The sequence below is a fragment of the Desulfosporosinus sp. I2 genome (genome assembly GCF_000960765.1).
In the GTDB taxonomy this organism is placed as follows: Bacteria; Bacillota; Desulfitobacteriia; order Desulfitobacteriales; family Desulfitobacteriaceae; genus Desulfosporosinus.
On the sequence record NZ_JYNH01000134.1, the window covers coordinates 1 to 12,875 of the forward strand.

A 12,875-nucleotide genomic window follows, 5' to 3' on the forward strand; every position below is an offset into this window, starting at 1 on the left:
TTCAGTCTATAAAAGAGATCCAATCTAAAGTTTCCTTTTTCTACCTCTTGGGCTAGGTTTCTATGGGTAGCGGCAATGACTCTAGTATTGACAGGGATAGCCCGTTCACTTCCAATTCTGGTGATTTGTCTTTCTTGCAAAACCCTTAATAGGCTAGCCTGAATTTCAAGAGGCATGTCACCAATTTCATCCAGGAAAATGGTTCCCCCACTAGCCAACTCAAACTTACCCGGACGCCCACCTCGGCGTGCACCAGTAAATGCCCCATCTTCATATCCAAAAAGCTCACTTTCGACCAATCCTCTGGGTATAGCAGCGCAGTTAACAACCACAAATGGACTATTTTTACGAGCACTATAATTATGGATGGCTTGGGCAAAAAGTTCTTTCCCTGTTCCGCTTTCTCCTTCAAGTAAGACTGTACTCCCGCTGCGGGCCACTTTTTGAGCTCTATTAATTGTTACAAGTAGTTTGTCATCTGAACCAATGATGTCATCAAATGTTAAGCTGGCTTGAGCCCCACCTATACTATTAACCAATCTGTGAACTGTATTTATTTCACGAAGAGTCGCTATAACGCCATTAACTGAACCATCAGTAACGATGAAGGGTTTACAGTTCAAAGTAAACCTTCGGTGCTCACGGCCGTTTTCCCAAGCGACCTCTCGTTCGGCGATGGTCCGACCAGTCTTTAAGACATCCAAAAGAAAAAAGTCTTTGCCGAAAACTTCTTCGGCTGGACGACCGAGGCAATTTTCGGGGTTGAGACCCAGGATTTTACCTCCAACGGGATTCAAGTTAACAATTAAACCTTCTCCGTTAATATAAATTAAGCCTTCTGACATAGTTTCCATAATTGTTTTGACATGACTATAAGCAAACGCAAGCTTGCTAACTTCAGTATTATATAGTAGTTGATTTTCAATAGCTCGAGCTGCCGCTACTACTATACCTAGACTATGGGGGTGGTAATCCAAGTAAGTGCCGAATAATCCAAGCACTCCAAGTAACTCTTTATTCGGTCCTAAAAAAGGTGCTGCTGCTCCGGTCAAATCATGAAAGACTCGGCAATAGTGCTCAGTGGCGAAAACTTGTAAAGGTTTCTTTTCAATGAGAGCCAAACTGATTGCATTGGTACCCATTGAGATTTCGCTCCAATCTACTCCTTTTGCTAATCCCAGATGTTTTACCTTTTGCTTCACGACCGGATCACCCAAGACCTCTAGTAACACTCCGCGGTGGTCAGCTAAAATAACCAAAAATCCGGAACCTTTAACAAAATTATACAGATTTTTTACAAACGGCGTGGTGAGTGAAATCAGTTCTTGCTGTTGTTTATCCGATATTTCTTGCTGATTCAGTAACTGATTAATTTGTGCATAAGGATTAAGCCGTCGGTCCCAACAGCGTTGCCAAGAATTTGCGACGGCTTCTCGAATAATATAAGGCTCAATTTCTGAATTTTCAATAAATTCTGACCATGATGCTTTTATTCTCTCTGCTTTATGTCTCATTTAGCACACCGCACTTACTTAAGATTCGACTCCACTGCCTAAGAAAATTAGAAATGCTAAGTATAGTTTAGCATATAAAAAATATTTTTTGTTAGAAATTGGATGAATTTTTTAGAAACTGACTGCCGGGACAATGCAGATGCACCGGCCCGACATCGTTTAAACATATCCTTTCAACTACTGAACAATTCCGCCGTGTTCCAATTCAACCTGTTCCCCGTCACTTAATTTGCCGGCGAAGGCCCCGAAAAATTTGTAAATAGGGTGATTTTTGTTTTCCGGCAAGCGTTTTGTTTCCTCAAAAGCTAGGGTCGCTTGAAAAAGAGAAGCCGAAACGACTGCCGGGAAAATCCTAGCAGCGATGGATATCGGTCCATAAAAGATGAAGTCACTCCAGAGCAGTGCTGAGAGCGCTTGACCAGCGGCATCCATCCCGGCAAAACCGTTTTGGCCCCACATTTCTCTAGCTTCCTTCCACATAAAAGTACCATTCGAAGAAGCCACTCCCGCAGGCCAGCCATGCTTTTCCTTAATCAGTTTATTACCCAGACAGGAAAAAGCTGTTGCTGGAAGGTTCATGACTGCGGTATCAACAAGGATGGATTGGAACCCCCCTTGAGCCACTTCTTCCATCAACTTTTCAAAGGCAGTTAGGCGACCGGAAGATTTTTGGTCGCTCTCGTCAAAGGCTTGGACCACGACGTGTTTGACTCCCATTTCGCGTAGGGCTTTCACTTGATCCGGTATATCCTTATCCCAGGGCGTAATACTGTTGTAGAGAACACGGTCGAGCAGGCCTTTAGAGGCTGCGTATTCCATAGCTTCGAGGCGGGGCTTTTGTACCCACATGTCAATTCCGAAGGGCAGGTCGCTATGTTCTGTGAAAAAGTCAATGTAATACTTCATTTCTTCTGTCGAACTAGCAACCATGGCAACGAGCGCCGGTATTCCCGTCTGTTCCGAGAGTGCTTCTTGCTGTTTTAAGTATTCCACTGCTTTTAGATGATCAAATTTATGATCTTTGCGACTTTCCAGAATTCGATCTCCGTTGTGGAACATAGAAGAGATAAGCAGTGGCGGGTTCTCTCCAAACTGACCTCCCACTTTGAAAGGTCCGATTTGACAAACTTTTTGTTTCCCTTTTAAAGTGAACATCCTTTATCACCCTCCAACATTTAAGCTCTTTTACGTACCCACCGACTAGCACCGTGCTCTCTGACGGTTTCTACCATTGCCTTCAGATTTTCCAGGGGCGCGGTGGGCCATATGTCACAACCCGGCCAGACCGCATCAACTCCTGCGTCTAAACTAGCGAGCACCCCTTTTACTACATCCTCGGGTTTTCCGGTGACAAGGACGCTATAGGCATCCACTTGGCCAAAGATCAAGGGATCAGGGCCGATTTCCGCCCGTGTTTTTGCCATATCGTTCTTGAATTCAAGGCTCACTGCAGCGGCTCCACAATCATTCATATTCCCGATAACGCTATTAGTCCCTCCACAAATGTGCAGAACATTGTTCCCCGGTAGGCCGGCAAAGATCTTTTTCAGATGGGGGGCTATAACATTATTAAAGGCCCTGGGGCTCAGGATATCCGTGGTTGCTCCCATTTCCCGTACGGTAATATAGTCCGCACCGGCCTCGTAGAATTTTCTCCCGATGGCGATCTGAACATCCGCTAACCGGTCCAACATGTGATTTATCTTATCTGGTTTTTTAAAGGAAAGCTTGAAAAGGTCGTTGAGGTCCATGAGTTGCCCAGCTAGGGTAAAGGGTCCCAATAGATAAGTACCAATGGCCACTTCCTGACCAATATCCTTTTTTAGTAAGCGGATGGCTTCGCAAATCACATTGATCCGACCACGCTCTAATACATCATCCGGTATGGAGAACGTTGTTATTTCTTCCTCAGTGTGAATTGCCTTCTCTTTAATTGTCGGATAGAGAAGTTGTTCGACATTGTCATAGGGATTCATAGCACATCCTAAGGCCTCTGCTTCCACGCAGAGGTCGAATGGAATCACGGCGCTCTCGTAGCCAAACAGGTGATAGGAACTGGCTCCTGCTTGAGCCATTTTTTTGGCGTCTCCGTGCAGGTCCCGGAATTTGCAGCCTATTTCCTCCAAGGCCACCGTGGTCACGTTGCCCATTCCACTGTAACAGGCCGGACGATCCACTTCTTTACCGGCAAAGAGATTGAGCACTCTTTCCCGTGGTGTTAGTGTCGACATTATTCCATCTCTCCCTTACCTCTTCTATTCGATCAAGAATCTCCTTGCTGCTTAAGAGCCTATTCTTCGGCCTAATAAACTTGGCGATTGGAATTAGCTAAATCGTCGCTTTAGACTTAGTCTGTTTTGAGTTAGCCTTTTTGAGTTAGCGAGCGGTCTGCATTTTACCTCGCTTAGGAATCCGGTCCAGGATATGCTGAATGCTTGGGAAAGCATCGCGGCTATGAGGGAAAGCCATAGCGTCTGAAAAACGTTGTTGAAAATCTGCTTCAATGGCGGTCTCCACAAAGAAGACTTCTTTGGCCACTCGATCAGCTTCCACACGTTTTTCCTTGTTCAGAAGGGCAATCTGCGCTCCATCGCCCGCTGCGTTCCCCACTGCTTTAACTTTGTCAAGATTACAGTTCGGAAACATACCAATGACCATCGCACTCTCGACATCGATAAAGGAACCAAACGCTCCAGCCAAGGTGACACTATCGATATGATCAACGCCCAACTTCTCCATCAGGTATTTTGCTCCCACATAGAGAGCAGATTTAGCCAGTTGGACAGCGCGTACATCACCGATGGTAATAGAAATGTCTTGACCAATCGACGTTTCATCAGACCAACAAATAACATATTCCATCCTGCCGTCCAAACCTTTGCGAACACGAGGGAACTCTTCAAGCCCTTTGTTAAAGCGGCCGCTGGGGCCGATGATGCCGGATTTGAACAGCTCTGCTATGGCGTCGATGATTCCGGAACCACAGACTCCTTTTGCTCCAAGTTTTTTGTCCTCTGGATACCACACATCGTTCCCGATGACTTTGTAGCGAGGTTCGAGCGTCTCTGGATTGATACGAAGATTTTCGATGGCTCCTGGTGCGGCCCTCATTCCAAACTTGATCTGCGCGCCCTCTAGAGCCGGGCCTGTGGCACAGGAGGTGGAGAGCATATTGTGTTTGTTTCCGACGTCAATTTCGCCGTTAGTTCCGATGTCAATGACTAGGCGCATCTCGTCTTGTTTGTAGGGTTCTTCCGCAATCAGAACCGCCATATTATCGGCTCCCACAAAGCCTGCTTCAATCGGAAGTACGTGAATATTTCCGCAGGGATTGATCTCGATTTTCAAATCACGTGCTTTAATATCCATGGATTGCTTGATGGCAGGGGCAAACGGGGAACGGCCCATGAATTTGGGATCGATGTTCAGGGCTATATGATGCATCACAGTATTGAACACCAGGACAATTTCCTGTACATCAATCGGTACCAGCCCTACTTCTTCTGTCATTTTTTGGATCAGAGTATTAATGCTTTCAATCATCGTATTATGCATTTTTTCCAGGCCATTATCTTCCATCATTGCATAGCTGATACGGGAGAGTACGTCTTCTCCGTAACGCACCTGGGGATTCATCATGGACTTCTTACTCAATACTTTACCTGTGTGCAAGTCGCATAAATAAGCTGCTACGGTTGTCGTTCCAATGTCTATGCCAACGCCGACGATCTTTTCGTTAAAACCCGGTTCGACGTCAATGATCTCTCGACCTTGCCAGATCGTAACGGTGACCTTCCATTCTCCTTTCCGCAAAACCGGAGGTAATTTCCTCAAAACAAAATAATCCATCGCCAGATTCTCAGCTAGCTTTGCATATTTAGCACAGAGAGCCTCACGCAGGCGTTCAAAATCTCCTCTGTGATCTTCTAAGGTGGCGGGTTCTAACTCGACATAGTATTTGCGCACGGCAGGGTCTAAGGTGAACACTCGCTCTTTGCCCGTTTCTAACACGATTTGCTGAGCTCCCCGGCTTTCTTCAGGGACGAAAACCAAGATATCGCCATGAACTTCCGTTGCACAGGCAAAGCGGTAATTTTCCTCGATCTCTTTAGCTTTCATGTACTTTTGCTCTTGTTGGGTTAGTGGGCTGAGATGGCTGAGGCGGGATTCAATGCCAAATTTCTCGAAATAGCCTTCCTCAATTTTAACTTTGCATTTACCGCAAACTTTTGAAGAACCACAAACTGATTCGATATCGACTCCGAGTTCGTGGGACGCCGTAAGGATAGTTTTTCCAGCTTCAACTTTGCCGCGCCGACCTGATGGTTGAAATATTACGTTGAACTCCAAGGTTTGTCCTCCTCTCGGTAAACTTTTAGGGTACTATTTAAACCTTCAGCTTGAATGTTTTTAAAATACTCAGGGAGACACTTATCCTAGGAACTACTTTGCTATGAAATACTTTTTAACGAGGCGATCATATTAATGGCATCTTTTAGCGCATTGTTGGCATCCCGAGCATAGCCGTCAGCGCCCCAACGCGAAGCTATGTCACTGGTTACCGGCGCCCCGCCGATCATGATTTTACACTTAGGATTCTTCTCCTTGATCTTTTCAATAATTTCTTTCATCCCCACCATCGTCGTGGTCATCATTGCCGAGAGACAAACCATATCTGAATCCGTTTTCAGTTGCTCCTCGACAAATTTGTCGAGGGGTACGTCCCTTCCAAGGTCATGAACTTCGAAGCCGGAGGCATCAAACATCATACGAACGATGTTTTTACCTATGTCATGCACATCGCCCTGTACAACGCCCATCACGACAACCCCTCTTGAAGCACCTTCTTTTTTAGACATATGGGGCTTAAGAATGTTCAACCCAGCGTACATAGCGTCAGCGCACATTAACATTTCCGGTACGAAATACTCTTGTTCCTCGTACAGACGACCTACTTCAACCATGCCAGGTACCAGTCCGTCAAATACTGCTGAGTGGGGATTCACGTTTTGGGCCAAAGCTTCATTGGCGGCATCACTGACTGCATCCTCGTCATAATCGATGACCCCTTGTTTTAGCCGATCTAGAATTTCTTGAGACATTGTTAAACAACTCCTTCATCTAACTATTTAAACCGATAATTATTCTCAAGGGCCTTTAGTGTAAACTTTTTATTCTGTGGCTAAATATATAGGCAAAAATCAACCCCGCTACCGGGTTAACTCTTATTGAAGTGGCTGCCAATATATTAGCCGGTTTGAAGTATAAATCTAAACTTGCTACTCGTTAACGGTGTCCACCATAGCTATCAAATTTGCTGTTATAGTGGCAGGCGGTACGGCGCATCCAGGTGAAATTATAGAATATCCTTTAGAAATTGCCTCTCTGGCCTCTCCTTTAACATCTTCAGGTTGACCGGTGAACAGGGTTTTAACAGGATCAACCCCACCTGCAATCGGAGTTTTAATCCCCTCTAACTTAAATTTATCCAACGCTTCAGGAACATTAACATTGGACTCAACACTGATGGCACCGCACCCTGTTTTGGCGATATCCACTATGATAGGATCCACCTTGCCACAGATATGGATTATCACGGGGACATTCAACGCTTCAACCTGTTTCTTTTCGTATTCCCACGCCAAGTTTCGATAGATCTTGGGACTAATCATATCCATGGAAGCCATCATGTCCTCCACACAAATAACGTCTGCACCGGCTTCTATCATTGCTTTAGCAAGCATTGTCCCTGCACGCTCACCTAACTCGATATAGGGAATTAGGTCATTGGGTTTTTTGAAAGTTGCCTTTAGAAAATCCGTGACCTCAAATAACAAACTGGCAATACTAAACGGACCGATAACCCCTCCCATAACAATAACCTTGTCACCGTAATCGCGTTTTAAAATTCGAATAGCTTCCAGCAGCGCTGGTATACGTCCCCGGCTTAGAAAATCATTAGGAAAATCAACGTTGTCCCCTATATGATAGGGATGAATATTTACGCTTGGCAACCCTGTTTTACCACCATATTTCAAGACAGCCCCAAAGGCTTCAGCTTCATGCGTCTGGCAAAACGGCACCCTTACAGCATCAAAACCCAGTATTGAGTGGGCTCCACTAGCTAATTTAGCCATTAAACTGGCATCATGAAAAGCCTCAGGCCAAGAACTATTGAGTTGTTCCATCTGGTCATAAGTTGCGTGTTGGCAAACGCTGATCACTGGCAGACGGTCTACAGGTTGATGGTTAAGGGATGACATCACCCTTTCACGACTGGTCATAGTATTCATAACTCTTGTTCCTCCATTTTTTTAATCAAGATTCGACTAATAACCAATTAATAAGCTTTTCGAAAGTTTTAAGATAGGGTATCAAATGATGTGAAAACCTATAGCGGCAAAGTTAAATACTTTTTCTGGACAAGCTCTTACACACTTCAGACAGGCAGTACCATTGCAAAGATCTAGTCTTAAGACAAGGACGTTCTCTCCTTGATCTGACTCCAGCGATAATGCTTCTTCTAAGCAAGGACTTGTGCAAATTCCACAACCAGTACATCCTGAGAACGCATGGCGCCGCTCTAAGCCAACCTTTTCGATCACCATAAGCCCCTCCGCTCCTAAATCAGGAATATCCCGTTCGTGCCATTTCAACACCTCGGCCTCCTTAGTAAACTTCGGTAGAGGAGACAAGCCGTAATTTCGGCAGAAACGGACATATAAATCTCGTGGCATCCCTTCATCCCAATAGGAGAGTTCCAATAAATAAGCTTGAGAGAAAGGTTCATAATCACCAAACATGCAGTGGGTGGCGCGTAAGCTCAATGCTAATTTTTTTAAGTCCTCAAGTTCTTGTGGCTTAAAGACCAGATCCCGGGCTAAAGCTAAAGAAGTATTCCCAATCTGGTAGATTTTTTTCACTGTGGGTGGGACCAAACCAAGCCGTTGAGCTTTAAGTGCATCGACATAGGTTCCTGATGCGCCTGCCATATAAGCAACCTCTATCTGATCCACCTCGATACCGGCAGCCTTGCACAAGGCAATGTAACCCGCTCTAATGGCACCAATAGCTTTGCCGGCCTCGCCCAGGTCTCGTTCACTAAAACTAACCTTGTCCGTGAGATGGAGCAGGTGATCCTCTGTTTTAATTCCCGGTAACTTAACATAACCATTGTTCAGAGCTAAATCGATAAGTGAAATAACCCCAGTACCTGTAATCCCTTTGATGCTTCCAGTGGTCAGCCTTTGAGTTATTCCGGTTAAAAGATCCGTTTCGACGACTGTTTCAGTTAGCATAGCCGAGTCTAAAACGGATACCGCATAATGTTTGCCATTGGGGTTAAGGTCAGAGATAGCACCCGGCCCTGCCAGCATTCCAGACCCGATATGTTGTCCTTCCAAGGCAGGCCCAGCTGCACAGGAACCAGTAATGATTTGCCCCCGCACTTTCAAGGCCATCTCGGCATTGGTACCATAATCGGTTACTAAGGCAATTTCCTCCCGCTCCAACATCCCTGATTTAAGCATCATAGCCAAGGCATCGGCCCCAATTTCATGTTCAACCGCCGGAGGAATCACGACTTCCGCTGTTGCTGGAAGGTTAAGCCCCTCGATATCTCTTGCCGAGAGCAATTTGCCATCCCGATTGGGTTCAATAATTCCCATTGCCTGTTTTTTCCGTTTACCGGCATAGGCCAAATCCCTGATCTCAATCCCTTCGAACAGGGAAAGCTGGATCGGATTACCACAGACGGCTAGACGCACCACATTGGGACCGATGTCACCCAAGGCAGTCAAAACCTGGTTTATGGCATCGATCAGGATATGATGAGCCGAGTCAAGTCCAACCTCAATCGTGTAAGTCAGGTGGTCCATGACGTTGGCTCCAGGCAAGGGATGCCGGGCAGTAATCACTGTTTTAATAATCTGCCCTGTGTCCAGATCAATTGCCTGACCGCGAAGGCCACTCGTTCCCAAGTCAAGGGCTACTCCAAGGTTTTTTATCAGTTTCAATCACCCCCTCTTACCTGACAGGCCACGATAGCTGTATTTATGAGATCTTGATTCAAATCCTTACCGATAACCGTCAATTTATTTTCACGATAATTTTTCCCCTCTGACCACACTTGATTAATCTGTCCCTGGACAAAATCCAGCACAAGCCACCTGTCCTCCTCTGTTAAAAAGAAACCTTTAGCACGGACTATGTGTCCCCAACTACTAACTTTGAAATTGTCAAATAACTTCAGTAATTTTTCCCGTGACACAATGCCTTGCCAAGCCATTCCCAGGGATTGGTAGTCATTAAAAAGGCTTGCCTCGTCCGCGTTATCCTCCGACATAGTTTTACTACTGCCTTCCCGGTCATCATTCACTAGAGCTTCGATAGCTTCTCGACCGTACCTAGCTTGAATAATCTGCGCCTGGGGATTAATGCTTGCCACTCTACTGCTTATTTCGCTGATAACTTCTGGCAAAACCAAGTCGCTTTTACTTAAAACAACGAGATCAGCTAATGCAATCTGACTATCGATAAATGATAAGCTTTCCAATTTCGTGTCAAAAGCAAGGCAATCTAAAAGCAAGGTAACCCGGATAGTTGTAACAAATTCTTCAAGACTTAAACTTCTTAAGATATTTAAAATACTTTTAGTGGTGGCGATTCCGGTAGGCTCGATCAACAGGCGCTCAGGCTGATAAGCCCTGGCCAAGTTAGCAACCTGTGCTTTGAGATCGGCATTAAGGGTACAACAAATACAACCGCTGGACAATTCCACAACTTCCGTTCCCCGCCCAGCCAAAAGGGTTCCATCAATCCCGACTTCCCCAAATTCATTAACTAACACGGCCAATTTTTCCTTACCAGACCAAGCATCAATCAAACCTTTGATCAATGTTGTTTTACCGGCCCCAAGGAAACCGCCGATTAGTTCAACTTTCACAGCTTAACCTCCAAAATTTGGTTAAGGAATGAGGGCTGGAACCCAATGCCGTTTGCAACCCTCACCCTGATACCATACAATTAGTTATATTTTTCTCTCAGTTCCTGCCAACTAAAGCCATTTGCTACGTCAGATATCATTTTAGGAGCTTGCTGAGCATCTTTGCCATAGACACCAAACTTGTAAGCAGTTACGTACTCGTTAGATACAGCTCCACCGCCACAAACAAACGGTATATCGATACCCGCATGACTCAATTGATTCGATATTTTCTCAAAAGCGGTCATCGTGGTGGTCATTAGGGCTGTCCCTGTGACCATCAACGGCTTATATTTTTTGACCGCTGCTACTACGTCATCCACCGGCACATCCTTACCTAGGTCTATAACCTCATAACCATTGGCTCTAAAGAGAGCATTGACGATCTTTTGCCCCAAATCATGGATATCTCCCTCGGCTGTGTGGGTTACTACGACGCCCTTTTTCTCCATTTTCTTGCCTAGTTTAGCTTCGCAAAGGTCAATTCCCTCCAGCATTGCATCAGAAGCTATAATGACCTGAGGCAAATAGTATGTTCCATCCGCCCACAGACGACTAACCTCTCCCATTCCTTTAATCAGGCCTTCATCAATTACTTTTAAAGGATCCATTTTAAGCAAAGCCTTTTCTACTAAACCACCAATCGTATCGGTATCCCCTTCAATAACACACTGCATTATTTCCTGGATCACGGTATCTTTAGAAGTTGCCTTAATTTCCTTGACTTCACTGGCACCGATCAAATCATAACGTGTTAATATATTGGCATAACTTGCTAATGTCATCTTGTTCTTCCCTCCTTATCTCGAACCTTATAGGCCGTAATTCTTGGGTTCGAAACCCTTAACTTGCTTTTTGTATATTTCCACACACTCAGAAATGAAATCAGCCTCTCTATCTGGTAAACCTAATAGTGTCCGCATAGAAGAATCAAGTGCTTCTCTTTCGAAGGAAGACATGATCAACTTGCTGTCTTGCTGCATTAATTCGCCGGCTTTAATAGCTGCAGCCCTGGCACGTGCATAATAGGATTGCGAATTGGCGACGATTGCCTGACCAATTTTAAAAGCGTTATCGGGTGCCAGAATAAACCCGTGCATCCCACGGTATTTATCGGAGGCGACCAACATATCTTGTAAATCTTTAGCCTTACCCAAATCAATCGCCGCGTTCATCATGGCTACATCATAGCCAAGGATTTCAGTAAAGACGGCGACTGTCGTCCCGCCGAACATATCATGGTATTCAACCGCCTCGTTACTCCACAGGTCACAGCAGGCGGAAGCTAAGTTACCTACTAAGTCACTATGCGCGCAGGCGGAAGTTTTTCCTTCCATAGCAATTGGCACACCACTAATGGCCTTAATAATGGGATCCTCATAACTACAATCTTTGCTCGGTCCTTTTGCCCCCTGCTCGTAGGCAACCAGTGAGCGTGCTGCGGCAATTGACCGTGTCAACGCGGCAAACGTATGCGGTACGGATCTATCTTGATAGCCACCCGCCATGAACATGGCCACATTAGCTTGAGCACAGTTTGTGTCTCCACCAGGTGTTGTCCCATATTTATTGGCAATAGCGACGATTTTCGACCATACATGTTCCATATCCAGGCTGCCTAAGACCCCGATGCCAAACAAAACTCCACGGATATCTTGACGAACGATCGTGTAATCGGTAACTTCTTTGCCACCAACACTTTCTATGGACAAATTATCGGCTCCACCAGCTGCACTGGCTTCAAAGCTTTGTAACATTACCGCCAAAGCATCGCTATCCCATATTTTTTCTTCATCAGGCTTGCGATAATCAGCAATAGTTGCCCGGATAGCGCTTTTCAAGCCATATTTACGGTGATAATCCTCCATCAAGCGCTTTGTTTGGGCGGCAATTTCCCCTCCCCACGTCGGATTCCTAGTCATCTGATACACATGTTCAAGCTCTATTTGGATACCGGGAATTCCAATGGCCACACAACGGTCAAGAACGTCTACCACCATTTTTTCATATTCCTTAACCAGTGACTTTTGTGACTTTTCACTACCTGGACGTGGATGGGGTACTAACTCGGGATAAACATAACCTGCGCCTACCGAAAAATCCCGGCCGTAGGTTATTGGATGTTTGGCTGAACCGAAAATCAGTTCGGCTGCACTGCCATAAGCCATTTTGTCATACCTTGCCATTATTTCATCTCCTCAACATTAATATTGACTAATCTCTAGGATTAAAAAGTCTTTAGTTACTTTCACCTCCATTTGGTTTGTGACTCATCTATTCCTACTGTTTATACATGCAATGTTTGTGCCAATATTCTGAATTCTTAAACTATTGCAAACCAAGGTCTTTGTCTGAACTAAAAAACAAAGGGTGTCCCA

At 45.2% G+C, this 12,875-nt stretch carries 10 protein-coding genes; all 10 read right to left on the bottom strand.

Features of this window, described 5'->3' with window-relative positions; genetic code table 11:
• On the bottom strand, nt 1-1,514 hold a 1,514-nt coding region (locus UF75_RS30875), incomplete at its 3' end, for a sigma 54-interacting transcriptional regulator (RefSeq protein ID WP_045576462.1).
• Between the two features lie 177 nt (nt 1,515-1,691).
• Entirely contained in the window at nt 1,692-2,669 is a 978-nt protein-coding gene (locus UF75_RS20755) for a tetrahydromethanopterin S-methyltransferase subunit H (RefSeq protein WP_045576463.1), read from the bottom strand.
• Between the two features lie 20 nt (nt 2,670-2,689).
• Entirely contained in the window at nt 2,690-3,745 is a 1,056-nt protein-coding gene (locus UF75_RS20760) for an MtaA/CmuA family methyltransferase (RefSeq protein WP_045576464.1), read from the bottom strand.
• A 145-nt stretch (nt 3,746-3,890) separates the two neighbouring features.
• Complete coding sequence (locus UF75_RS20765; RefSeq protein WP_045576465.1) at nt 3,891-5,864, bottom strand: ASKHA domain-containing protein; 1,974 nt, start codon at nt 5,862-5,864, stop codon at nt 3,891-3,893.
• 101 nt (nt 5,865-5,965) lie between these two features.
• The gene (locus UF75_RS20770) at nt 5,966-6,616 is read right to left on the bottom strand and encodes a methyltransferase cognate corrinoid protein (protein ID WP_045576466.1); all 651 of its coding nucleotides are present in this window, start codon (nt 6,614-6,616) and stop codon (nt 5,966-5,968) included.
• 177 nt (nt 6,617-6,793) lie between these two features.
• Nucleotides 6,794-7,807, bottom strand: a complete 1,014-nt coding sequence (locus tag UF75_RS20775; RefSeq protein ID WP_242860369.1) for an MtaA/CmuA family methyltransferase — start codon at nt 7,805-7,807, stop codon at nt 6,794-6,796.
• An 81-nt stretch (nt 7,808-7,888) separates the two neighbouring features.
• The gene (locus UF75_RS20780; protein ID WP_045576467.1) at nt 7,889-9,529 is read right to left on the bottom strand and encodes a methylamine methyltransferase corrinoid protein reductive activase; all 1,641 of its coding nucleotides are present in this window, start codon (nt 9,527-9,529) and stop codon (nt 7,889-7,891) included.
• Complete coding sequence (locus UF75_RS20785; RefSeq protein WP_045576468.1) at nt 9,526-10,458, bottom strand: GTP-binding protein; 933 nt, start codon at nt 10,456-10,458, stop codon at nt 9,526-9,528. The genes UF75_RS20780 and UF75_RS20785 overlap by 4 nt, the downstream gene beginning before the upstream one ends.
• A gap of 80 nt (nt 10,459-10,538) precedes the next feature.
• Nucleotides 10,539-11,282, bottom strand: coding sequence for a cobalamin-dependent protein (locus tag UF75_RS20790; RefSeq protein ID WP_045576469.1), 744 nt, complete (start codon nt 11,280-11,282; stop codon nt 10,539-10,541).
• A 27-nt stretch (nt 11,283-11,309) separates the two neighbouring features.
• Complete coding sequence (locus UF75_RS20795) at nt 11,310-12,683, bottom strand: methyltransferase MtaB domain-containing protein (RefSeq protein WP_045576470.1); 1,374 nt, start codon at nt 12,681-12,683, stop codon at nt 11,310-11,312.
• Nucleotides 12,684-12,875: the final 192 nt, after the last annotated feature.

Excerpts from the sequence above, each read along its gene's own strand:
- UF75_RS20755 (WP_045576463.1), bottom strand. The coding sequence starts at position 2,669 with ATGTTCACTTTAAAAGGGAAACAAAAAGTTTGTCAAATCGGACCTTTC.
- UF75_RS20760 (WP_045576464.1), bottom strand. The coding sequence starts at position 3,745 with ATGTCGACACTAACACCACGGGAAAGAGTGCTCAATCTCTTTGCCGGT.
- UF75_RS20770 (WP_045576466.1), bottom strand. The coding sequence starts at position 6,616 with ATGTCTCAAGAAATTCTAGATCGGCTAAAACAAGGGGTCATCGATTAT.
- UF75_RS20775 (WP_242860369.1), bottom strand. The coding sequence starts at position 7,807 with ATGAATACTATGACCAGTCGTGAAAGGGTGATGTCATCCCTTAACCAT.
- UF75_RS20790 (WP_045576469.1), bottom strand. The coding sequence starts at position 11,282 with ATGACATTAGCAAGTTATGCCAATATATTAACACGTTATGATTTGATC.
- UF75_RS20795 (WP_045576470.1), bottom strand. The coding sequence starts at position 12,683 with ATGGCAAGGTATGACAAAATGGCTTATGGCAGTGCAGCCGAACTGATT.